We start from the raw sequence: 22,729 nt of genomic DNA, 5'->3' as shown, positions 1-22,729 counted from the left end.
CTAGGACCTCCTTCTCCTCTATTTTTGTTCCTTAGACAGTGGAAGATAGAGAAACAGAGAAAATTGACCATCCTTCGCTGAAATCTCCATATTTCCCTGGTTGTTTCTCACCACTTCCTGAATACTCTTCAGTCCAAATCCATGCAGCTCTTTATTCTTCTTCGTAGTTTCGAACTCTTCTTGCTTTTTCACTCCTAAGCATGAACACGGATTGCTGATATTGAGAGCAAAAATTCCTCTTCTCATCCGAGCCTCCAAGCAAATTTTCCGTCTCTCCTCAGATAATTTATCACAAGCCTCGATGGCGTTGTCCAGCACATTCCCAAATATTGCACAGATTTCCACCTTCTCAAAAGGCAGTTTGGCCGGAATGTCTACCTTCACCTGAAACTGAATCCCCTTTTGTTCCATCACAGATTCCTTCATGCTCAATACCGCATTGACCACTGGGTCCTGACAATACCGCAGGGTATGCGTAAACACCGGTTTTTTCAAAAGTTCTTGGATATACCCATCCTTTTGCTCTCCTGGCAGCGCAGCTAACGCAGTCAGATGATTGGCCATATCGTGTTTTAGTCTGCGTATCTCAAAATTTTGTCTTTCTATAGACTCATAGTAGTTTTGATTGATCTTAGCGACCGTGTTCTCCCACTCTAGTTTCTGCTGCCCAATCAATACGGTGACTGTCCACAAAAGTCCAATAAAAGAAAACAAAGCCAGAAGTAAAAGTACCAGTGGCAAAAGTTTCTCTCCATCTTCCATGCCCCAGTATCTCTTCCCGAGAAGTACAACACTGCTCACAATCCCAATGGGTGTAACCGTCAGGAGCAGCAAAAGTCTCCACATCCGCGCGGAAAGCTCGTACCCCCTTTCAGGAGCAAACTGCCGCACTCCCAAAAACATTGCTCCCAAAAACAGCATTTTAAACAAAACTACTCTCCAGTCATGAAAACCAATGAAATTATCATTTAAACTGTTAAAGGAAAAAACTGTACTAGCCACCATCAATCCAATCGTCAACTTTTTTAATACACTTCCCTCACAGGCTACCAGGACACAAATCAAAAACGCAAAAATCGTGGGAATGAAATTGATCCAATCCTGAAAATAAATGACCATGTTGGCCTGTAGCCAGCACCCGAACAGGAGGAGTATTTTTTTAGGACAGCTGCGGCACTCTAACAGACATTCTACAACTCTCTCCAAAAGAAATCCAGACAGCACTGTAGAAAGCAGACTCAGGAGAAATCTTTCTATCTCCATCAATAACCTCCTTTCAACATCGCTCTGGCCAACTTTTCCATCGCATTTTCCTTAAATCCCCGGCTCACAGGCAGTTCTTTGCCTTCCACAGTCACCGTGCTACAGCCGATATGTTCCACCCACCTGGGATTTACCAGATATCTCTGATGAATACGCACATAATCAGTTCCCACCTGCTGCTCAATCTGGTTTAGCTTTCCATAAAAAGAATATTCTCTGTCCTCCAAAACCAACGACACTTTTCTGCGGTCGCTGTAAAAATACCGAATCTCTTTGATGGGCATCCGAAACATCCCTTCAGCGTTTCTAAAAGAAAACATTCTATCTTCCTGCACACCGAGAATCTCCTGTGCTCTATGCAAAAGACTTTCTAGTCTTCTTTGGTCTACTGGCTTGATCAGATAATCCATCGCCCCTACCTGATATCCATCAAAGACGTAGTCAGAATATCCCGTGACAAACACCAGCAAAAGCTCTCTGCTGAATACCCGGATTCTTCTCGCAGTCTCCATTCCTGACATTCCTGGCATTTCCACATCTAAAAACAACAGGTCAATCTCACCTGGATGATTTTTCAGCCAGCTTAAAGCCACCGTTCCGCTGGAGAACTCATAGACAATCTCCCAGTCTTCTTCCTTTGCAGCCTTCTCCAATTCAAATCGAAGAGCATCTCTAGCATTGCTCTCATCGTCACAAATTCCTATTCGAAACACTATTTTCACCGCCTATGATTCCTATCTAAATTTCATGGGCTCATTATATCATCTCCTTTGGTATTCATAAAGTTTAAATTTTCCCCTCTCCTCAAAACTTTACACACAGTCTGCAAAACTTGACCATTCTCACAAAGCGTTACAAAACTTGACATCCAGACTGCCATACTTGACACCCGTAATTTAATTATTCTTTTTTTTGTGATAAGTTCTAAACAGTTCCCTCACAAAAATAGAAAAAGAAAGTTCAGGTGATAATTATGTTATATGTAAAAGATCTTCACAAATCTTACATGAGCGGAAAGAAAACTTATCCAGTGCTAAAAGGAATCAGTTTTTCCGTTGCAAAAGGAGAGTTCGTCGCTGTGATGGGGCCTTCCGGCTCTGGAAAAAGTACCCTTTTAAACTGTATCTCCTGTTATATTCCTTTTGAACAGGGTACGATTACTCTAGGCGGTACGGAACTAAGAGGACTAAGCGAAAACGAATTGGCCAAAATCAGAAATGAAAAACTGGGATTTGTCTTTCAGGATTTTATGCTGCTAGACGGTTTGACCGTTCGAGAAAATATTCTAGTCCCCAGAATTATCCAGGGAAATATAGACACAAAAGCCGCTCTGCTGGCAGATCAACTCACAGTTCTCTTCGGAATCGACCATATTCAGAACAAATACCCTGCTGATATCTCCGGTGGAGAACGTCAACGCACTGCCGTGGCTAGAAGCCTCGTCAATAATCCTCTCCTGATTCTTGCTGACGAACCCACTGGCAATCTAGACAGCAAATCCAGCCGGACCGTCATTGAATCCTTTGAAAATGCGAAAAAACAGATGAATGCCACAATTCTGATGGTAACCCATGACAGTTTTTCGGCTTCTTTCTGCGACCGAGTAATTCTTCTCAAAGACGGTATCGTCTATCGAGAACTGCAAAGACTTGGGAGGCGCAGCGCTTTTCACGATCAACTATTGACAGCAATCAAAGAAATGAGTGGTGATGAATTATGATTACAACGATGGCACAATTAGAACAAAAATTCCAGAAAGCAGACCGGAAACAGGCTATGCTCTACCTCTTCTGCAATTTTATCTCCTTGATGCTGATCACTGCATACGCTGCAATGATGTTCTCCAACACCGTACAGACGATCTTTCCAGAAGGGGGAGACAGCCGAAAGCAGATGACTGCCATTTTTGTCTTGACACTTTTTGGATGTACTGTGTTTACTGTCTACGCCTCCAGTCTCTTTTTCCGAAAAAAATCCAGACAGCTAGGCGTGCTTATGGCTCTTGGAGCTTCCAAAAAGAAACTTTCCCGCGGACTTCTCAGAGAAGTTTTCTGGCTGAGTATCGCCTCGTCCCTCTTAGGGATTCTCGCAGGCATCCCTTTTGTCCTTCTCCTGTGGAATAGTTTTCGTCTATTCTTGGCAAATACCGATGAAATGAGGCTCTCGTTAAACCCTACGTTTTTGCTGATCTCTCTTTTGTTTTTCCTGCTGATTGTAGTCTGCTCCTGTATCACTGCCCTTCGCTATTTGAGACGCACAGATATTCTAGACACCATTCAGGAGGAACACAAAAACGAACCGGTAAAAGATCTGGGAAGATGGTGTGGTCCATCCGGTATCCTCCTATTGTTGGCAGGAGCTATATCTGGTTATTTCGCTCCCGGTATCTATATGGATCAATTCAACGCTATGCCGCCCCTATGGACCAAGCTCTTTTATGTTCCAGTGTTTATCGGCCTGTACATGATTATGCTTCACACGATTGTCCACGGATGGATTCCTCATAAAAAGGCACTCTACAAAAATGTCATATCCAGAAGCATGATGAAATTTCAAGGAAAACAGACCGTGAACAGTCTTCTGGTCTGCACCGTCCTGATCGCCGGCAGCGCCTTCGGCATTTTTTATCTGCCTATCATGCTCAGCGGCAACATGACAAAAACGTCCGGCTATCCCTACTCCTACAGCTTTGCCTATCGCTCCGACCAGGATATTCCCGGACAGGAACAGATTCGCGAGATCGCTTCTAAATACGGTCTCGGAATCAAAGACTACAAAGCAGGGGACTATACTGTCCTGGGAATGGACGGTACACAGGAAGTCAGTGACTCTGAGACCACCTGGCACTATGAGTACAGCAAGCTGCTCTCCGAAGGAAGGTTCTGGCCTGAGTCTGACTACCGGCGTATGACCGGACAAAATATAGACGTCGCTCCCGGAGAATACATGGCAGTGCGAGGTACGGACGGTACTGGCTCCTACAATATCAGCTCCGCCTCCACATTGCTTACGAATATGAGTACCCGCCAAGAACTGCCAATCTCCTTTGGCGGCTACCTGGCATTTAATTCCATGAACACTATGGCTCCCTTTTATGTCCTAGACGACCAGGATTACGCCTCAATCTCCCAGGGGGCCACTCCTGACTGGAAAGAGCGTCTGGTCCTTTTCAATGTGGACGGGGAAGACAGCTATGAATTTGCTGATGAACTCTTTTTGACCATCGTCAACGCTAACGGACCAGAGTGTGAACTCCCCTTCTACTATGACCGTGTTCAGAAAATTGCTTCCCAGGAGAAAGGCGAGACTTACTGGGGAGATACAGATGCAATGACACAAATTAGTTTTCAAGCCCCTGACTCTACTGACTTTCGTTCCGGCTGGGTCTATATGCCCCTGTTTCGAATGTTAGACCAGCATGATTTCCTGAGAACTTTCGCCGTCTTTTTGATGATGTTCCTCTTTATCGCTATCGTCTGCCTCATGGCTGCCCTGATTATCAGCTACACCCGTTGCCAGACCATTGCATTAAACAACCGATACATCTTTGACGACTTATACCGCCTAGGCGCCTCCCCAGCCTTTCTCACCAGAGAGATCAAAGTACAGTGTTCAAAAGTATTTCGTATTCCCGCAGTTGTGGGTATGACTATCATCTATGTTTTATTCTGCGGAATTTTGTACGTCAACGATAACCGCTTCACTGCCAGTGAACTCTTAGGTCTTCTGTTTTCTCTAGGAGTGCTGCTTCTGTTCACAGTAATCATCTACTTGGTATACCGTTTCACAGTCAAAAAACTTAAAGTACAGCTGGGAATCCAGTAGCTGCTCCCTTCGAGTGTTGCCGCAACACCGCTGTACGGTGAAAAGGAGTTCGGATTTCTCAAACAGAGAACCGAACTCCTTTTCTATGTACTCCTCTATACCTATTTTGCGTCTATTAACCTCTCCATTAGTAAATCTGAGAATACACCGCCGCTTAAAAATTCCACATTCTTGACACAGCCTGCTTCTTCTCTCAAATCTAACGGTGCAAACCCTACATTCACCACATCCATCATGGACAGATCAAACAGACTATCCCCAGCCGCAATCGCTTCCTTACAGTCTAAGATCTCCTGAAGCCTTCGCACTGCTGTTCCCTTCTCTAACCCTCGTGGAACCACATAGACCTTTTTGTGATTGCAGAATACATTTACTAACTTTAAATTCAACCTTTCCCGCAACCTTTCGGCTGTCTCCTGTGGCTTTGCACTCTTCGTAAAGACAAACAGCTTCTCTACGAACCTCACCTCAAAACAGACCTTCTCATCCGCTCTTAGCAATTCCATTCCAAGTTCCAGTTCCGTTCTTGCCTCCTGAATTCTTCTCAGTGACTCTTCGTACCAACATCGGTCTGGCTCGCCGTCCTTCAGCAAAATACCGCCGTTGCAGACCAGTGCATAAGAAGGCATGGAAATTCCTAACTGAATACGCTGGTACTGTTCCAACGTCCTAGTGGTAACAGGAACGAACAGTAGCTTCTCCATCAACGTTTTTAAAGCCCTCCAGGTGAACTCTGTCATGAAGGAAATTTCTCTCCCCTGGTATACCTCTACACATTTTCTGCGCTCTCCAATCTCATGTTTATAAGAATAGATTAAGGTATTGTCCAAATCTGAATAGAAAACTTTCATATCAGCTTTTAGAACCCACGATACATTTTCTGATCAAATCTACCGGTATCATGGTAACTGCCAGCAAGATTGCGACAACCCATCCTTGAACGCCAAAAGGAACACAGCTAAACATCTCTCCAATCCACTGACAAGGCGCAAACGGCACCAACGCCGCATTCACAATCAGTGCCTGTACCACAATGATTGCAAAGAAAACCTTCAGAAAACCAGTATTCTCATTTAATCCTTTGAAAATCCCAAAGCCATCATCTCTCACATTGAAGCCGTTAAACAACGCGCTAACAATAAACAATACAAAATACGCAGTCAGCTGCTGCTCCTGATTCTCATAAAACGACGCGAAAAACGGAATTTTCAAGAAGGCAAAACTCAAAACCGTCAGCCAAAGTCCCATCGTCAGAATCTGTGCCATCATCTTTTTACTCACAATGCTCTCGTCCCGACGCCTCGGCTTCTCGTGCATATATTTTTCCAAGGCCGGCTCATTGCCCAGCATGATCGCGCCTAAGCCGTCCATCACCAGATTCACAAACAGCAGATGAGTAACTTTTAAAGGTTCCTCAACACCAAAAAACGGTGCGATTGCACTGACCACCACAGCCGCCACATTGATGACCAGCTGAAATTTACAGAATTTCAGGATATTGTGGTAAATGGTTCTTCCATACCAAATTGCATCTTTGATAGATTTGAAATTATCATCTAAAATCACTATTTTTCCGGCTTCCTTGGCAGCCTCCGTTCCACTGCCCATGGCAAAGCCTACATCGGCACGCTTCAAAGCCGGCGAATCGTTGACACCGTCACCAGTCATGCCTACAACCAAATTCATCTCCTGACACAGCCTTACCATCCTGGATTTATCTGTGGGAAGGGCTCTGGCGATTACCCGGATATGAGGAATCAATTCTTTGACCTCCTCATCGGACATCTCGTTTAACTGAGAAGAAGTGATTGCCCGATCAGACTCCTCTTTTAGAAGGCCAGCATCCTTCGCGATGGCAATTGCAGTCTCCAGACGGTCTCCAGTAATCATGACCACCTGTATTCCCGCATTTTGCACCTCTTCAATGGCCTCCCGGGCCTCTGGTCTTACATCATCTCGAATTCCCACAAGTCCAATCAAGACTAAATCGTCGTTAATCCTATTCTCCTCCAAAGACTGTTCCGAATAGCCAAAAGCCAATACACGCATGGCCTTTGAGGCCATCTCCTGAATCTTTTTGTCCAATACCTCTTTGTCCAGAGAGTGAATCTTTCCGTCGGCATCCAGGTATCTGGATGCGGCGTCGATCAAGCGTTCCGGTGCTCCTTTATAAAAAGTCTTTCCCATACTGTCAATATTGGCCTGGCTGAATTTGTTGGAAGAATTAAAGCTCTGACAGGCAGTCACTTCGCATTCTGTGTTCCTCGCCAGTGCACTGTAAGTGTCTTCTCCCAAAAACTTCATCAAAGCCTGGTCCGTGGCGTTTCCGCCGATGACCCGATGCTCCGAGTCAAACATAGACTGCGTATTCTTTCCAATCGCCAAATCTACAAGCTCTTTCACTTTGCCATGCTGACCAAGCTGTGAGAGTTCTATATTTTTTCCATCAGCTGTAAAAAACTCTACCACTTCCAGCATTCCTTTAGTTATGGTACCTGTTTTATCACTGAACAAAATATTCACAGAGCCGGAAGTCTCGATACCTTCCGCTTTCCGAACCAACACATTGTGGTCCAGCATCTTGCTGGTATTCTGCATCAGAACCAGAGAGATCATCAGCGGCAGCCCCTCCGGCACGGCACAGACGATGATTACAACCGCCAAAGATACGGCTTCCACGACATCACGAATCACCTCCGGCGCTCCGATAGAAACATACGCCTCAAAACCTCCTGCCGACAACACAAAATAACCAAAGTACAAAATCGCGATCACAATCGCTCCAATATAGCCAAAAGTAGAAATCTGATGTGCCAGCTTTGACAATTTCACCTTCAGCGGAGAATCTGGCTCGTTTTCTTGCATCTCTTCAGCCATCTTTCCCATCATCGTGCTCAGGCCTACTTTGCGCACGTCTAAAATACCTTCACCATCAAAAACCACAGCTCCGCGGAACAAAGAATATCTATCCACAAAGGTATCGCCTGTGATGTCCTCTGGAAGCTGAAAGCTTTCCGGAGCTGCTTCTTTTTTACATTCTTCTGCCTCACCGTTCAAAGCAGAGTTATCCACTCTCAAACTTCCTGAAATCAGAACACCATCTGCCGGAACTTTGTCACCGGATTGCATCAAAACTTTGTCACCCACGACCACGTCATCCACATCAATCACCGCAATAACGCCGTCACGATATACCTTACACTGGTCTTTCTTCGTGCTGTCTTTCAATTCTCTGTATTTGGTGTCGCTAGCAACCCCAGTTTTCGCCGATACAAACGCCACAATCAGCACTGCTACAATCGTACCAGCCGGCTCGTAGATCTCCGCATAGCCAAAGAAAAACATTACGATCATCAAAGCCGCAATCGCCAGCAAAATTTTAATCATCGGATCTCCAAAAGTCTCCTTAAATTCCTGCCAAAAGGTAGTCGGCTCGGAATCCGGTATCTCATTGGAACCATATTTTTCTCTGGAAAGCTTGACTTCTTGTTCCGTCAGTCCGTTAAATTTCATGTCAAATCTCCTTTGTTTTTCACTCTTTATTTCACCGCACAGCAACGATCGGATAGGAGAAGGAAACCTTCCCCTATCCGCCGCGATATCTCAGCCAGCTCACAGCATTGCTGTTCGCTTACAAAGTCTTATGAAAATCTGTCCGCAAGTTCTCCCAACCCTGGATCATTCGTCCCCTGCCCAATGGCGTTGAACTTCCATTCTCCGTTGTGACGGTAAACCTCACCAAAGATTACTGCGGTCATGCCAGAATAATCATCCGTCAGATTATATCTGCACATTTCCTTGTTCGTACTTCCATCCACCAAACGAATAAATGCATTTTGAATCAATCCAAAATGCTGTTTCCGTTTCATTGCCTGATAGATATTGACTACCAGCACAATCCGGTCATATTCCTGGGGAACTCTTGCTAGATCAATCACAATCTGCTCGTCATCCCCATCTCCTTCTCCTGTCAGATTGTCTCCCATGTGCATAACTGTATCGGTAAAATGACGCAGGTTGCCAAAATACACGATGTCCTTCTTACCTTTTAATTTTCCATTCTTCAGCATCAAGGCAGAAGCATCACAGTCAATAGACTGGGGCTTCGGTGCAAAAAAGCCTAATTTCTTCCTCTGTACTTCATCCCAGCCCAATCCTACGATCACTCTGGTGAGTTTTTCGCTCTCCTTGGTCAAGCTGACTTTTTGTCCCTTCTGTAAACTTACTGACATACAAACCTCCTATTCTACTTCCACTCCATAACTCGCACACAGAGCTGCCAAACCACCCTGATAGCCGCATCCAATCGCATTGAATTTCCATTCTCCATTGTTTTTATACAGTTCTCCGAATACAATTGCGGTCTCAATGGAGAAATCTTCTCCCAGATCATACCGAAGTATCTCTTCCCCGGTCAGTTCATTATAAATCCGGATAAACGCGTTGCTAACCTGACCAAAGTTCTGCCTTCTGGTCTCGGCCTCATAGATCGTCACTGTAAAGGCAATCTTGCTGATATTCTCAGGCACAGCAGAAAGATTAATTCGAATCTGCTCATCATCTCCGTCTCCTGCTCCTGTCAGATTGTCTCCCATGTGTTCCGCACAGCCAGACGGATGCTTCAGATTGCCATAGAAGACAAAGTCCTCAGAGCGCGACACCTTTCCACTGTCTGCCAGCAAAAACGCTGCCGCATCTAAATCAAAAGCCCCTCCCGTGTCATACTGGTTTACATCCCAGCCCAGTCCGACCACTACCTTCGTCAGACCTGGATTTTCTTTGGTCAGACTGACCTTCTGTCCTTTTTTCAAGCTAATTGGCATAGTCTCTCTCCTCTCTTAAGCCACTTCTATCCCATAATGTCCGCACAGCGCCGCCAGACCACCTTGGAATCCGCTTCCAATCGCATTAAACTTCCATCCGCCGTTATGACGGTATAGTTCCCCTACGACAACCGCAGTCTCAATGGAGAAATCTTCCCCTAGATCATAGTGAATCAGCTCCGTGTTCGTAACCTCATCCACAATTCGGATAAAGGAATTGGACACCTGTCCAAAATTCTGTCTTCTTCCCTCTGCGTCGTAGATCGTAACGGTGAACGCAATCCTCACGACATTAGACGGTACCTTGCTCAGATCAATCTGAATCTGTTCGTCGTCCCCGTCCCCTTCTCCTGTCAGATTATCTCCCATATGCTTTACAGAACCACTTTTGTGTTCTAGATTACCATAGAAGACAAATTCCTTCTCAGTGGGGCACTTGCCATTCTCCCCCAGCATAAACGCTGATGCATCCAGGTCAAAATCTGCCCCTGTATCAAATGCGTTCACATCCCAGCCCAGACCGACCATAAGCTTTTTAAGGCCCGGATTTCCCTTAGTCAAGTCTACCTTCTGTCCTTTTGATAAATTAATTGGCATAACCTTTTTACCTCCTGCTCATTATATGTCCCTCAAAAAGTTTCACGAGGGATAGATCTGCCGCACAATGACTCAGCTTTCAAGTGCATTCCTCTCGCCCGCCTCTCACTTTCTGTCCGGCATGTTATATCTTTGATTAAATTCATTTTTAATTGTCTGAAGTCTCGCCTGGTCTTCCACACGCTGTTTTCTCGCATTCTCCTGTATTTGTTTCGTCTCGTCAATACCATTGACGATCGTCCTCCAAGTCGTCTCCAAAGTCTCAATCTTAATGGAGCTTCCAGAAGCCATTCTCGCCGTCATCTTAGACTGTTCCACTGTATTTCTAGCATTTTTAATCAGCATCTCATTGGTCTTTTGGTCTAATGCTGACATAGCTTCTGCCTGTATTTTCTGGCGCTTTAGCATAATCGCCTGCGCCAAAGCCTGCTTAAAGACCGGCAACGTAATGATAAATGCAGAATTGATCTTTCTGACCAGATTCATGTTACTAAATTCCATTGTCTTAATCATGGGAATGGACTGCATCGCGACACTCTCCGCTGTCCGTAAATCCTGTACCCTTTGTTCCAGCATCATCTGCGCCTGTTCCAGAGACTGAAGCTCAAATTGAATGGAATTATCCCCCGAAGTCTCCACATCTGAACGTCTCTGAGCAATATATTCCGCCAACTCCCGGCATCCTTGTTCACCGGCCAAGATATATTTTACCAACTGATGATAATAGGTCACATTTGCCTGGAACATCTCATCCAGCTTGCGGTTTGACTGCTTAATCTCCGACTCATACTGCTTTAACTGTACATAGATCTTGTCCACTTCCTCCCCCATTGTATGGTATTTAGCCAAAATCTTATCCAGCTGTTTTCTTAGATTTCCAAAAAGCTTGCCGAACAGTCCAGGATTTTCTTTGATCTCCTCAATGTCAAACTTATTCATGATTTTTGCCAAAGTATTTAGCATTTCACTCGAATCGTCCAACTGAGACATGTTCATACTGTTCAGAACAATATCGGACGCTCTTGAAATCTCTTCCGCTGCCTCTGAACCAAAAGACACGATGGTTTCCAAATTAAACACCTCAATCTGGCTACACAGGTTATCCACTTCCGGGGAATTGACCAGCTCTGTGTTCATCTGTTCCCGGTCTGCCACAATGTCATACGGCTGAACCTCCTCAGGTTCTGTCTGTGATTTGAATCCTCCTGTTGAAGCTGTCACAGTTTCTGCTCTGTTAAAATCTAATCCCATAAATTTCCTCCATTCCTCTTCTTGTGCCCTGATATCTACATATTTCATGTAGTTCTTTTAAATATTTTACCAATGAGACTTTGATAAACACCAGACAAGGATGACTCAAAATCCGGTATCTGCAAATCATACAGATACTCTCCTAGCTGATGTTCTTCCATCATAGCTTTTGCAAAATACTTCTCCACGTTTTGATACCCTGTCGGGATATAAAATACCACATCAAAACCTACCAAATTTAAATACATCACCAAAATACTGTCTTCCAGAGTAATCATTCTCTCTGTGGTATTGATATAGACCAATTTAGGATTCTTCTTGGTAAAATCGAATTTCTGAAGCAGCCTTATGGTGTCCCGCCCCATATTCAAAACAGTAGAGACAATCGTATACTCTGTCCCATTTTGAAATGTCCCTTTAATCAACCGCTGGTCGATCAATGTCTGCAGCTTATCCAGAATGTACTCCTGCATTCCCTCCCTGAGTACCCCATACTGATAGCTTTTATGATTCTTAATCTTAGCTCTTTGCAGCTTTCCATTTTTCAAAAACTCTGTGGCAAACGGCTTCACTGGATTGGCATCCGTTCCCTGCACCATAGGCCGGTTTTTCACCACCAGGGTATTCTCAACCAGCAATTCTTTGATCTTAGCCCAGTATTGGGGAACTTCCGCGTTTTTCACTCCACAGACTTTCGCAAAAATCACCGGAAGATTCACTGTCCCGTCCACAATGCTAAAATTCGGTCTGTATTTTACCTCCTGATTCCACAAAATCGCAATTTCTTCATAGGTCGTCTGCAAAGAAACCGTCACTGCCTTATCATACTGCATACTTCGGTACATTCCTGAATCCTGATATAGAAGCGTATCCAGCTCTCTTTGAGCATGGTAAGCAGCCGTTCCCACTTTGACCTCACCGCTCTCATCTGGAAACTCCTCCACTGTCATGGACTCAGCATTATGAATTTCAAATAAAACGGCATCCTGAAGTTTACATTTATTCCCCAAATCTGGCGTCAGGATGACCACGTCCACTGGAAGCTTGGCCATCATTTTCAAAAATAAAGTCTCCTGAAGATTTCTACAGCCGCCCAAGTAGACTAGACACGCAATCTGAGACATTTTCCAGTCAGAAAACAAAGGCCCCTGATACCGTTTCAGCCAGCACAGCAAATATACAGCTTGATTCGTCAATTTGTGAAGATTGAACTGAGAGCTTTGACTCTCCTCCAAAATCACATCCACAAAAGCTTTCACCATCAGCCTTTGAAGTTCTGTGTTGGCAGGATACTGTATATTGGCCGAGAGGTGGGCAAGTAACTGCTCCACACTTCCGTAAGTTTCTCTGTGAATCTGTCCGATCTCATCCATATCCGGCAGCGGAATTTTTTTCTCTAAAATTACGAGCTTCCTTCCACTGTTTTTTAGCTGCTGATGAAACTGAAACAATTCATTAATATAGGTAAGTTTATCTTCCACGCCCTCGATTCTAAGAAACGAATTGTAAAAAAATCGCTTGTCTTTTCCCCTAGCATCACCGCTAAGCAAAACTTCTTTCAGTCCCTCTCCCTTCATCCAGGCATTTGTGCACCGAGACAACTCAGGGGGGATCCCATAAAGCCTCTGAATCTGTTGATCTCTCACAATCTCTTTCCTGAGCATTTGCAGGCTGAAATCCTCCGGAAATGCTGCCATACCGTTTTCTGAATAAATGCAGGAAATCTCCGACTTAGGGTCTAATTTTAAATACTCATCATCTCCATGGTACTGCAACAACACAATGTCACAACCTGCCTTTGACAAGACGTGCAGAAATTTTAACTCATAATTGCTGATGTTCGCTTCATAGAGAATTTTCGGGACCTTATTATCTCCAAGGCAATTCACAATTCTCTCAAATTTATAATACAGCCAGCACATAAACTTAATATATGCATTTTTCAACATATTCTCATTTTTTCCCGACCGTCTCATCTCGTCTAGAACATCATAGATACAGATTGCCACACTCTGCCTTTGCTGTTGATTCATCCGCGGCAACCACTTTCCCAGCCTCTCTGAGAGAAAACCCGGATTCATCTGAAATTCCATACCCATCATCTCATTATAATAGGAAAGGTTTCCTTCGCTGGGATTTGGAATTCTTCCTTCAATTACGACACCTGAACGCCTTGCCTCCTCGTAATATCTGGAAATGAATTTCTGAATTTCTAAACTGTATCCACATATCCGATAAAAAAAGACATTTCTGTGTGGCCGTTCACTCAAATCTCTAAAAAAATCCTCTAAATTTTGCACCCTTTTGTGCTCAAACATATCTTCTGCCTCTAACCTTAAATTCTTTTTCATATTTAAACACAATTATACTATTATCCCCTATTTATTTCAATAAAAGCGCTCTGATTCTTTCGAAAAAGTGTAACAGTACATTACAGTTCATGCCTCCAATATCCTGCGAGGTATCTTTGTACATTTTGACAAAAATCCCGAGACATACTCGCGCCAAACTTCTGTTTACAGCAGTTTGTATGCATCGCGAAGCGTGTTATTACTCACGAACCGCAAGTGAATAACCAGTAACAACAGTACCTGCTGCATTTTACGGAGTGCCATCTGGCCCCATACAAAAAAATTCCAACTACCATTCTCACTACAATGATGCTATAATATTCTCTGTACATCAAAGGAGAAAATCTATGAAAAATTCTAACATATACTATAACATAGGACCACTGCTTTACTGCCCTGCATCCAGCCAGACCATTGCACACTCTATTGTTACAGAACAGTTCGGCCATCATTTTTCCCTCGCTCTGTGTCTGGAAGATACCATCGCCGATGATTTCATCCTAGAAGCGGAAAACCAATTAATCCACTCTCTTCATATCATAAAAACTGCTCTCTCGGAAGCTAATTTCTATCTTCCGCAGATATTTATCAGAGTCAGAGATTCCCTGCAGATTTCTCGCCTATTTCAAAAACTAGGCTCCGCCAGCGATCTACTCACGGGGTTCATTCTGCCTAAATTTTCTCTATCTAACGCAGATGCCTATCTCAACGCATTCCAAAAGCTGGACTCAGAATGTAAAAATCTATATCTTATGCCAGTAATTGAAAGCCCTTCCATCGTGAATTTAAAAACCCGCAGCCAAATTCTCTATACCCTGAAAGAAAAGTTAGAGGATATCGAGGAAAAAATACTAAATATCCGAGTAGGTGGCAACGATCTGTGCAATGTATTCGGTCTGCGGCGCCAAGTCTGCGAGAGTATCTACGATCTGCGTCCTATAGCCGACATTCTCTCAGATATTATGACCGTCTTTGGGCAGGATTACGTTCTGTCCGGTCCTGTCTGGGAGTATTACAATGGAACGAACTGGAAAAACGGCCTATCAGAAGAGCTCTCGAAAGACAAAACTTTCGGTTTCGTGGGAAAGACCGTCATTCATCCCAAACAGATCACATTGGTAAACCAAGCCTTCTCAGTCTCTTTGGAAGATTACCAGGATGCCTTAGAGATCTTAAATTGGAATCCCGGTCACGCTAATCTCGTCAGCGGCAGCCACCGAAATATCCGCATGAATGAATATAAAACTCATTACAACTGGGCCCTGCGTACCAAATATCTGGCTGATTCTTACGGTATTTGCTCTGCTGTTCAGAAAGCCTGCCACTGACATTGCCTCAATCTTTGAGGGGCGCATCCCACCTTGCGCGCCGCCGCAACGCTATTTTGCGGTGAACAACCTTTGACAAAAAAAATCGGCAGTGCTGTCATGCATCTGCCAATTTTTTTATAATTCCACATGCTTTATAATTTTTCAAGGGGTAAGTCTGTACTGGAACATTCTTCTCTTTTGCAAGACGAAGAATGTGCTCCAAAGCCTTATCCCCCATATACTTTTCATGTACTAACACTTTCCATGGCACTCTGCGCAGCAAAACCCTAGTGGTCTCACCGATTCCTGGCTTAATAAGATTGACATCTTCTATTTTAAACTCTCGACCAATCCGTAAGACTTCATCAAGCCCTTGGCCTGAATCTCCGGTATCCTTTTGAGAATATTCTTTCTGGAAACGCGATTGAATCTCAGAGATAAATGCATAGGATAAGTCCTGCGCTTCCAATTCCCCATAGTACACCGCACCATGAAAGTCTGTCTCACCAATAATATCATCCCGCAAAAAAGTTCTGCTCACAAGCCCCGACACTGTACAATTTAAGCAGGAACTGGGAATCAGAATATCTTCGTGGGTCCCGCACAACTTAGTGACATTCGCAGGGTCCGCCAGCACTGCCAATTCAGGTGAGACACCTGGAAAATCCGCTACGGCTTTTCTAAGCTCACTCAAAATCGCCCCCTTGCCAATCCAGCCGTCCACAAACAACATGTCTTCCGGTCGGTAACGACAGAGCAGGTAGCGCATCGCATTTTGATCAATCCCTCTTCCACGTATAATCGAGATGGAATAATGAGGAACTGTAATCCCATACTTCCACCTGAGATACCGCTTCAGCAAAATCCCCACAGGAGTGCCTGCCCTAGCCAGAGAAACCAAAACCACACTTCTGCCTTTTTCTTCCATAATCTTGTCCGCGAGTACTCCCACAGCCTCAGACGTGGAGTCTGCAAACACCTTCAAGGCAGTCTCGTAGGCCTCCATATACGCCTCCGAAGGTGAATACTCAATAGGAAGCATCTCACAATAATGCCGTCCCTGCTGAATCAGTTGTTCTCTCTCTTGGGTGGACTGCGGCTTTACCAGCCCCGTAATGTCCTTTAACAAAAGTTCCACATCTTCTTTTTTATACGTTGTTCTCATTCGTTCTCCCACCTAATCCAGTGCACTGCAAAATTTCCAGATTGACTCAATGCATAAGCCAGACTGTCCGTCCCTGCCTCTTCCTCCTGCCAGGCATCCGTGACCACATACACCTGGTCATACTTATCCAGATCGTAGAGATAAGTCGCCCTTTCTCCATCATAGAAGCTGCGCAGTTCATAGCGGCATTGAAACGGATAACTCTCATCTGCGCTCACTGCAATCGGACTTCTGGTAGTCGCATGGAAGCTAACGTCTGCTCCTTTTCTCTCCATCCAGGCCGCTATGCACAGAGGCGGGTACATGAATTCTTCCGTCCCGAGAACTAGAATACGCTCTCCTGCCTTTACCGGATATCTCTCCAAAACTGCCTTTCCCAATCGCTCGCACTGCTGTCTCATCCTCGTGCTGTCCACCAATCTCCGGGCATCGACCCTGCCCGGTACCAACTCCCATGGTTCCCGAGCCATTCCAGCTGCTCCCACACAGTCCACCACTTTTCCGTCTTCCGGATAGCCAGCGGCAATCTTCTCAAAGCCTTCGTGATCTGTCTTTACCAAATAGTGTACCGAGATTCCCAAATCGCAGAAACTTTTCAGGTCTGCCTCCTTCATACCATTTAACACAGAAGCTACAGAATATTGGAACTTTCCAGGATACCTCTCTTTTAAAATCTGAACAATCTTCCCAATGGTATTACCTGTAGTCACCTCATCTTCTACAAAGACAATTCGCGTACATTCCTCTGCCGCTTTTTCCACATCTTCTCTCACCAGCTTCTGCTGCGTCGCATGGCTGTGGGATTCTGAAAAGTACAGCCAATCCACGTCATCCAATTTCTCTCTGGTTGTCTGCATATATCTACACCCCAAAGCTGCCGCCACTGCTGCTCCAATCGCCGTAGCTGTTTCCGCAAAGCCGACCAGCAGCAGAGAATCTCTTCCATACTCTCCTTGCAGTACATCCGCAAGACTCTCAAACAATTCCAGGGCCTGAGCCGGCCGTACAGGGATATGCTTTCCCTGAAGGCGGTTTACCACCAGATAGCCTCTCTTCTTATTGTTCAGCCTTTTCGCAACGCAAACCAAATCGCTCTCTCGGTACATATTTTCTCTCCATTCTGTCTACACCCAGACCACAGTGCAAAACTCTCTCAGCTTTCACCTCTGTAGGCAGGGTCTTCCACCCCATTAACTTTAAAAGCCTCACTTCTGTCAATACAGGTTCCACATACCCCGCAAGGCTTCTCTTTTCCCTCATAACAGCTCCAGGTAAACTCATAAGGAACTTTGAGCCTTAAGCCCTCTGCTACAATCTGTGCCTTATTCATTTTGATAAACGGAGCCTCAATTCTGATCTGCTGACCACTGCCCTCATAAACCGCCCGATTCATACTTTCAAAAAAGCTCTCGCTACAGTCCGGATATGCACTTCCCGCGGCATCATCCCTGTGAGCTCCATAATAGATACAAGAACATTCTCTCGACAGTGCGATACTCGCGGCGCAGGCCAAAAACAGCCCATTGCGAAACGGTACGTATGTAGAGACCGGAACCCCCTCATTTTCCCTGAGCTGTTCTGCATAAGAAGCCTCTGGAATCTCCTTTTCGGAATGAGAAAGCAGCGAACAATCACTGTAAGCAAAAATCGGCGTCAAATCCAGCTCCATCCCTTCGATTCCGTAGTATTCGAGAATCCTGCGGGCGGCTTCCACTTCCTTTTCATGCTTCTGCCCATATTGAACGGAAAGCGGAATCACATTCTGGACCCCATACTTTTCAATTGCAAGTCCCAGACAGGTAGTGCTGTCCACACCTCCGCTGAACAGAACCATCGCCTTTTCACTCATCTTCTTAGCCTCCTATCGATTATCCACTTTTTCTGGGTAAAGATCGTGGTGAGTCAGACGCTCAAAGGCCACCTTTTCCCAACAAGTGCCTGGTTTCCCATAATTACAGTAAGGGTCAATGGATATCCCTCCTCTGGGAGTAAATTTTCCCCATACCTCAATGTATTTAGGGTCCATCAGACGAATCAGATCTTTCATGATAATGTTTACACAGTCCTCATGGAAATCTCCATGGTTGCGGAAGCTGAACAGATACAGCTTCAAAGATTTACTCTCCACCATTCTCTCTCCTGGAACATAAGAGATATAGATTGTCGCAAAATCCGGCTGTCCAGTCATCGGACACAGGCTAGTAAACTCTGGACAATTAAATTTCACAAAATAATCGTTTTCCGGATGCTTATTCGGAAAAGTCTCCAGCATCTGCGGCGCATAGTCCGTCGGATAAGACACTTTCTTGTTTCCCAAAAGAGACACCCCATCCAGCTCCGCTTTTTCTCGTCCACTCATACTTCTCTCTCCTTTTTTGTTTTTTATCTGCCTGGTCATCTGGATGTACTCACCCGCGCAGGCCGCCATACTCTCTCTAGAGCCTTCACCAAAACCACACCGACCACAGACGGCAGAAGCTGTCCGATACACAGGTTCAATGCCATCAGCTGATACGGCATGTTCAGGAAATATGACAGATAGGTAGCCACTCCCAGCCCCGGCACCAGTACAATCGGTACTGCAATCAAGACACGATTCCAGCCTTTTTTTCGAATCAGCACAATCGACGCTGACGCCACAATCCCAACGATACAGCCGCCCAACATATCGACGATGCCAAATCCTCCAAAAAACATATTCGATATAAAATTAGCGAGACCAAGAGGAAAAACCAGGAACGGAAAGAGATAAGACAAAGCGTACAAAGACGTCGCAATTCGAATTTGGTACGCTCCGAATGAAAAGCTCTGTGTAAAATAAAGAACGACGATATAAATCGCCATAACCATCGCAGAAAAAGTAAGTTTCTGCACACGACTCATTTTGTCAATATTCTCCATATTCGTTCACCTCCAAAAAAACTCCCGGACAGTATCTACAATACGACCCGGGAATGTCAACAACTCAATTTTTACTTTGTTGTCCCTAGTTTTGTTTAATGACAGGATGGTCTCGAACTGTCAATTTTATATCTGGAAGTAACTCTGTCTGTCTTAGACAATTAATTATTATATTATATCTGAATTGATAATTCAATAAGAAATGCAATTTTTTTCTTTCCTGATTACGTTTTTGCCCTCGAGGATTCTCCTTGGGTTCTCCTCCAGGAGCAGCCAGGGACATACTTCCCCGTACCTTCTCGCCAAAACCCGGCCGAACTCCTCCATGGAGGTCGTGCGGCGGATTGGGCTGTGAGCGTCAGAGGCAGCCACGCACGCCAGCCGACGGCGCAAAATATAGTCCGCAGTTCTCAGCGCGCCCTCCCCGAAGCCTCCCAGCACGCTCCCTTTGTTGACCTGAATTACGGCTCCCATCCCGTCCCACTCATAGAGATGCTCCGGCGTCCTCTGGGCGGCCAGATACCTCTCCGGATGCGCCAAGATGGGCCTGTAGCCCGCCTCCAGCAGCCGGTTCAAAATCCTGTACACATCATACGCCCGTACGTCCAGGGCAAATTCCACCAAGACATAGTCCGTCCGGTTTATGGTCAGGAGGTTCCCACGCTTCAGCCCTTCCACCACGCCGTCGGAGGCGAAGATCTCCATCCCCTCCACTACCTGCAGGGGAATTTCTTCCTTCCTCAGCATTTCCCTGAATTTCTCCAGCCTCTCCCGGTATCTTTGGGGCCAGCCTTTCCCGTCCCAGCCGGGGTAATTTCCGTGGCAGGTTGCGGCCAGAACCTTGGTCCCGGTCTCTGCTGCCGTCTGCGCCATTTCCAGCGCATCCTCCCAGGACTTCGCCCCGTCGTCCATCCCCGGAAGGATGTGTGTGTGCAAATCGATCATTTGTCTCCTCCCGTCACCGTCACGCTCAAAACCGCCTCCGCCGTCTGCGTGCCATCCAGAGAAACCGCCGTGTACACCACGGAATATCTGCCCGGCACGCTTACATTCACCGAGCTACTGACCTGTAGCCGGTCAATGACACTGCCGCTCAGAGGGTCCCGCGCCTCCTCCACATAGACCAGCGGGTCAAAATCCGCCCCCACCGGTATCTCTATGTGGTCTTGAACCAGCGTCAGGACCAGGTCGCTGACTTCCCCTTCGATCTGCGCCTTGACCGTCTCCTGGGCCGTGTCCAGATAGGCGTTGCTAAGCTGGAAAGTCAAAAGGTAGCTGCCCTGGGAGAGTTTTTTCCTCGTCCAGGTAATTTGGTTGGTCACATCCTTACCGAACCCATCGTCCCCTTTGATCTTCCCTTTTTCTTTCAGAATTTCTATGAGATCATCCAGCCAGGACGCCTCCAGATTCAGCTGCCCATCCAAGGTGATCTTCGGCCCCTGGTAATTTTTCAGGACCAGAGTTCTCTCCCGGGTCAGCTCCCTGCCCTCGGCGGTAAAAAGAGAATACCGGACTTTTTTCCGATTCCGGGTTCCTGAGCCAGTAATCAGGGCATTTACCTCCCGGGTAATGTCGCTTCCATCCACGTCCGTGCCCCTGACGCCCTCCAACAAATCCAGTCTTCCCGACCCATCGTAGACAATCTCCTCCGTCTGAAACTCCAGGGCCTCCTGTCCAACTTTTTCTCTCTTCGCCGGCTTCTTCTCCTGTCTCTTGTCCTGATATGCCGCTGCCGCCACTATGGCGATGAGCAGAAGAATCCCCGTGATTCCCAGCACTAGCCTAACTCTGTGTCTCCTCATCTTGCTCTCCATAACCGTATTTTCCATAATAGCCATAACCATACCGTCCATAGCCATAATAACCGTATCTTCCCTTGTGTAACGGCACACCGTTAAAAGCATAGCCCAGAATCGTCGTCCCGCTGCTCTCGAGCCCCGCCAGACTCTCCAAAATCCTTCGCTTCTGGACAAAATCATGGCGGATGACATAGCAAATCCCGTCTGAGAATTCCGCCATCAAGCTGGCATCCTCGAACATCTCCGCCGGAGGGCTATCCAGAATCACCAGATCATACTCTCCTCGGACTCTTCTTAAAGTCTCTTGAAACTCCGGGCGGTTCAAAACCGCGGGCACATTTCTCACCGGCAGACTCCCGCACAGGAAGGAAATCCCGCTGCGCCCGTCCTTTTCCACTGCCTTTTCCAGGCTGCACTTCCCTGTGACCACGCCGTAGAGCCCCTTTCCCTCCGTCTCGGTCAGACAGCGCCGGTCAGTCTGTTTGCGCAAATCCGCGTCGATGAACAGTACCTTTTTCTCATGTAAGGCCGCGGCGTAGGCCATGTTGAGGGCCACCGTGGATTTTCCCTCCCCAGAGATCGTACTGGTAACCAAAAGAATCTTACCGTTCTTATCCTGCAACTCTCTCTCCGCCTTCAGCTCGATGCTTAAGAGGCTTTCCTTGAACCTTTGGGAAAACTCCTTGTTCAAAATGGAGATATCCCGTCTCCTCTTCTTTTTTCTGGCCTTTTGCTTCATCTCTGGAAGATTCCCTAGGCAGGGAAGACTCATGACGTTTTTCAGCTCGTCAGGCGTCTGAACCGTCTTTCTGAAAAAGGCGTACAGCACAATCAGGAAGATTCCCGCTGCCGCCCCCAGGAGTGCCCCTTTGACGGCCTTTTTCACAAAATTCGGCTGGTTGTAAGGCTCCTTTGGCGCCGTGGGCACGTCAATCATATTAAACTTCGTCTCCCCAATCACGAACCTGGACACCTCTGGGTAAACCTTGATCGCGGATTCCAGAATCGCCTTGGCGTCCTGCGGGTCACTGCTGGTCACTGTCATAGTGATCAGGTTCGAGTCTGACACCGCCTGAGCGGAAATGCTACCGTTGATCGAGTCCACGCCCAGGTCCTCCTTTATGGCATCCGTCAGAAGGCTACTGCCAAGAATATAGGGAAACGTCTTCGCAAGCTGTCCGGCCGTGGTCGTGTCGTAGTAAAAATTATAGCTGCCTTCCTCCTGACCGTTCTCACTGTTTCCCCCTGTCATAACCGTAAACGAGGCCACGGACTGATACATGGGCGTATAAAACTGGGAATTTTTTACGTAGTAAGCCGCGCTCCCCAGCGCCGCCAGCAGGATAACCAGCCACCAGAATCTGGCGAGGCCCTGCAGAAAGTTCCACAGCAAAATCCCCAAGTCGATCTCCAGCTCCTCCCGGTCTTCCAATCTCTCGTCCAC

20 protein-coding genes are annotated in these 22,729 nt (G+C 46.1%); 3 read left to right on the top strand and 17 right to left on the bottom strand.

Going from position 1 to position 22,729, the window contains the following annotated elements:
- Positions 1-18: 18 nt before the first annotated feature.
- Positions 19-1,263: an ATP-binding protein gene (locus tag BLHYD_RS06345; protein ID WP_005946108.1), complete on the bottom strand. Its 1,245-nt coding sequence runs from the start codon at positions 1,261-1,263 to the stop codon at positions 19-21.
- Positions 1,263-1,976, bottom strand: coding sequence for a LytR/AlgR family response regulator transcription factor (locus tag BLHYD_RS06340; protein WP_021846011.1), 714 nt, complete (start codon positions 1,974-1,976; stop codon positions 1,263-1,265). Before BLHYD_RS06340 ends, BLHYD_RS06345 begins: the two co-directional genes overlap by 1 nt.
- A gap of 260 nt (positions 1,977-2,236) precedes the next feature.
- Here BLHYD_RS06340 and BLHYD_RS06335 point away from each other — a divergent pair, with 260 nt between their 5' ends.
- Both BLHYD_RS06335 and BLHYD_RS06330 read left to right on the top strand, forming a co-directional pair.
- Positions 2,237-2,983, top strand: a complete 747-nt coding sequence (locus BLHYD_RS06335) for an ABC transporter ATP-binding protein (protein WP_005946105.1) — start codon at positions 2,237-2,239, stop codon at positions 2,981-2,983.
- Positions 2,980-5,088, top strand: a complete 2,109-nt coding sequence (locus tag BLHYD_RS06330) for an FtsX-like permease family protein (RefSeq protein ID WP_005946103.1) — start codon at positions 2,980-2,982, stop codon at positions 5,086-5,088. Before BLHYD_RS06335 ends, BLHYD_RS06330 begins: the two co-directional genes overlap by 4 nt.
- A gap of 101 nt (positions 5,089-5,189) precedes the next feature.
- Here the strand turns inward: BLHYD_RS06330 and BLHYD_RS06325 are convergent, their stop codons facing one another.
- The 7 genes from BLHYD_RS06325 to BLHYD_RS06295 all read right to left on the bottom strand — a co-directional run bounded on the left by BLHYD_RS06325 (position 5,190) and on the right by BLHYD_RS06295 (position 14,077).
- Positions 5,190-5,939 (bottom strand): HAD family hydrolase, encoded by a 750-nt coding sequence (locus BLHYD_RS06325; protein WP_005946100.1) that lies wholly within the window; start codon positions 5,937-5,939, stop codon positions 5,190-5,192.
- 1 nt (position 5,940) lies between these two features.
- The gene (locus BLHYD_RS06320) at positions 5,941-8,601 is read right to left on the bottom strand and encodes a calcium-translocating P-type ATPase, PMCA-type (protein WP_005946098.1); all 2,661 of its coding nucleotides are present in this window, start codon (positions 8,599-8,601) and stop codon (positions 5,941-5,943) included.
- Between the two features lie 128 nt (positions 8,602-8,729).
- Positions 8,730-9,320 carry a TerD family protein gene (locus BLHYD_RS06315; RefSeq protein ID WP_005946095.1) on the bottom strand — a complete coding sequence of 197 codons (591 nt, stop codon included), beginning with the start codon at positions 9,318-9,320 and terminating at the stop codon, positions 8,730-8,732.
- A 9-nt stretch (positions 9,321-9,329) separates the two neighbouring features.
- Complete coding sequence (locus BLHYD_RS06310) at positions 9,330-9,911, bottom strand: TerD family protein (RefSeq protein WP_005946092.1); 582 nt, start codon at positions 9,909-9,911, stop codon at positions 9,330-9,332.
- A gap of 15 nt (positions 9,912-9,926) precedes the next feature.
- Complete coding sequence (locus tag BLHYD_RS06305; protein WP_005946089.1) at positions 9,927-10,508, bottom strand: TerD family protein; 582 nt, start codon at positions 10,506-10,508, stop codon at positions 9,927-9,929.
- A gap of 105 nt (positions 10,509-10,613) precedes the next feature.
- Complete coding sequence (locus tag BLHYD_RS06300; protein WP_021846018.1) at positions 10,614-11,759, bottom strand: toxic anion resistance protein; 1,146 nt, start codon at positions 11,757-11,759, stop codon at positions 10,614-10,616.
- A 44-nt stretch (positions 11,760-11,803) separates the two neighbouring features.
- Positions 11,804-14,077: a YceG family protein gene (locus BLHYD_RS06295; protein ID WP_040350387.1), complete on the bottom strand. Its 2,274-nt coding sequence runs from the start codon at positions 14,075-14,077 to the stop codon at positions 11,804-11,806.
- A 380-nt stretch (positions 14,078-14,457) separates the two neighbouring features.
- On the opposite strand from BLHYD_RS06295, the gene BLHYD_RS06290 reads away from it, so the two are divergent.
- Complete coding sequence (locus BLHYD_RS06290) at positions 14,458-15,438, top strand: HpcH/HpaI aldolase/citrate lyase family protein (RefSeq protein ID WP_005946081.1); 981 nt, start codon at positions 14,458-14,460, stop codon at positions 15,436-15,438.
- A gap of 97 nt (positions 15,439-15,535) precedes the next feature.
- On the opposite strand, the gene BLHYD_RS06285 is transcribed toward BLHYD_RS06290, so the two are convergent.
- The 8 genes from BLHYD_RS06285 to BLHYD_RS06250 form a co-directional block, all read right to left on the bottom strand.
- A complete protein-coding gene (locus tag BLHYD_RS06285) occupies positions 15,536-16,585 on the bottom strand; it encodes a cysteine protease StiP family protein (RefSeq protein WP_005946077.1) in 1,050 nt (349 codons plus the stop codon).
- On the bottom strand, positions 16,582-17,691 hold the full coding sequence (locus BLHYD_RS06280; protein ID WP_005946075.1) for a phosphoribosyltransferase domain-containing protein: 1,110 nt from the start codon (positions 17,689-17,691) through the stop codon (positions 16,582-16,584). The genes BLHYD_RS06285 and BLHYD_RS06280 overlap by 4 nt, the downstream gene beginning before the upstream one ends.
- A 47-nt stretch (positions 17,692-17,738) precedes the next feature.
- Positions 17,739-18,434, bottom strand: a complete 696-nt coding sequence (gene queC / locus BLHYD_RS06275; protein WP_005946073.1) for a 7-cyano-7-deazaguanine synthase QueC — start codon at positions 18,432-18,434, stop codon at positions 17,739-17,741.
- A gap of 12 nt (positions 18,435-18,446) precedes the next feature.
- Positions 18,447-18,944, bottom strand: coding sequence for a preQ(1) synthase (gene queF / locus BLHYD_RS06270; RefSeq protein ID WP_040350386.1), 498 nt, complete (start codon positions 18,942-18,944; stop codon positions 18,447-18,449).
- A gap of 35 nt (positions 18,945-18,979) precedes the next feature.
- A complete protein-coding gene (locus tag BLHYD_RS06265; RefSeq protein WP_005946070.1) occupies positions 18,980-19,486 on the bottom strand; it encodes a QueT transporter family protein in 507 nt (168 codons plus the stop codon).
- Between the two features lie 192 nt (positions 19,487-19,678).
- Positions 19,679-20,431, bottom strand: coding sequence for a tyrosine-protein phosphatase (locus BLHYD_RS06260; protein ID WP_005946066.1), 753 nt, complete (start codon positions 20,429-20,431; stop codon positions 19,679-19,681).
- Positions 20,428-21,288, bottom strand: coding sequence for an immunoglobulin-like domain-containing protein (locus BLHYD_RS06255; protein WP_155799523.1), 861 nt, complete (start codon positions 21,286-21,288; stop codon positions 20,428-20,430). Before BLHYD_RS06255 ends, BLHYD_RS06260 begins: the two co-directional genes overlap by 4 nt.
- Positions 21,269-22,729 carry a polysaccharide biosynthesis tyrosine autokinase gene (locus tag BLHYD_RS06250; protein ID WP_040350292.1) on the bottom strand — a complete coding sequence of 487 codons (1,461 nt, stop codon included), beginning with the start codon at positions 22,727-22,729 and terminating at the stop codon, positions 21,269-21,271. Before BLHYD_RS06250 ends, BLHYD_RS06255 begins: the two co-directional genes overlap by 20 nt.

Source organism: Blautia hydrogenotrophica DSM 10507 (genome assembly GCF_034356035.1).
Classification (GTDB): domain Bacteria; phylum Bacillota; class Clostridia; order Lachnospirales; family Lachnospiraceae; genus Blautia_A; species Blautia_A hydrogenotrophica.
The sequence above is the reverse complement of the archived record's forward strand: the minus strand, read 5'-3'. Positions and strand labels throughout refer to the sequence as shown.

Excerpts from the sequence above, each read along its gene's own strand:
- BLHYD_RS06345 (WP_005946108.1), bottom strand. The coding sequence starts at position 1,263 with ATGGAGATAGAAAGATTTCTCCTGAGTCTGCTTTCTACAGTGCTGTCT.
- BLHYD_RS06335 (WP_005946105.1), top strand. The coding sequence starts at position 2,237 with ATGTTATATGTAAAAGATCTTCACAAATCTTACATGAGCGGAAAGAAA.
- BLHYD_RS06330 (WP_005946103.1), top strand. The coding sequence starts at position 2,980 with ATGATTACAACGATGGCACAATTAGAACAAAAATTCCAGAAAGCAGAC.
- BLHYD_RS06325 (WP_005946100.1), bottom strand. The coding sequence starts at position 5,939 with ATGAAAGTTTTCTATTCAGATTTGGACAATACCTTAATCTATTCTTAT.
- BLHYD_RS06320 (WP_005946098.1), bottom strand. The coding sequence starts at position 8,601 with ATGAAATTTAACGGACTGACGGAACAAGAAGTCAAGCTTTCCAGAGAA.
- BLHYD_RS06315 (WP_005946095.1), bottom strand. The coding sequence starts at position 9,320 with ATGTCAGTAAGTTTACAGAAGGGACAAAAAGTCAGCTTGACCAAGGAG.
- BLHYD_RS06310 (WP_005946092.1), bottom strand. The coding sequence starts at position 9,911 with ATGCCAATTAGCTTGAAAAAAGGACAGAAGGTCAGTCTGACCAAAGAA.
- BLHYD_RS06305 (WP_005946089.1), bottom strand. The coding sequence starts at position 10,508 with ATGCCAATTAATTTATCAAAAGGACAGAAGGTAGACTTGACTAAGGGA.
- BLHYD_RS06300 (WP_021846018.1), bottom strand. The coding sequence starts at position 11,759 with ATGGGATTAGATTTTAACAGAGCAGAAACTGTGACAGCTTCAACAGGA.
- BLHYD_RS06295 (WP_040350387.1), bottom strand. The coding sequence starts at position 14,077 with ATGTTTGAGCACAAAAGGGTGCAAAATTTAGAGGATTTTTTTAGAGAT.
- BLHYD_RS06290 (WP_005946081.1), top strand. The coding sequence starts at position 14,458 with ATGAAAAATTCTAACATATACTATAACATAGGACCACTGCTTTACTGC.
- BLHYD_RS06285 (WP_005946077.1), bottom strand. The coding sequence starts at position 16,585 with ATGAGAACAACGTATAAAAAAGAAGATGTGGAACTTTTGTTAAAGGAC.
- BLHYD_RS06280 (WP_005946075.1), bottom strand. The coding sequence starts at position 17,691 with ATGTACCGAGAGAGCGATTTGGTTTGCGTTGCGAAAAGGCTGAACAAT.
- queC (WP_005946073.1), bottom strand. The coding sequence starts at position 18,434 with ATGAGTGAAAAGGCGATGGTTCTGTTCAGCGGAGGTGTGGACAGCACT.
- queF (WP_040350386.1), bottom strand. The coding sequence starts at position 18,944 with ATGAGTGGACGAGAAAAAGCGGAGCTGGATGGGGTGTCTCTTTTGGGA.
- BLHYD_RS06265 (WP_005946070.1), bottom strand. The coding sequence starts at position 19,486 with ATGGAGAATATTGACAAAATGAGTCGTGTGCAGAAACTTACTTTTTCT.
- BLHYD_RS06260 (WP_005946066.1), bottom strand. The coding sequence starts at position 20,431 with ATGATCGATTTGCACACACACATCCTTCCGGGGATGGACGACGGGGCG.
- BLHYD_RS06255 (WP_155799523.1), bottom strand. The coding sequence starts at position 21,288 with ATGAGGAGACACAGAGTTAGGCTAGTGCTGGGAATCACGGGGATTCTT.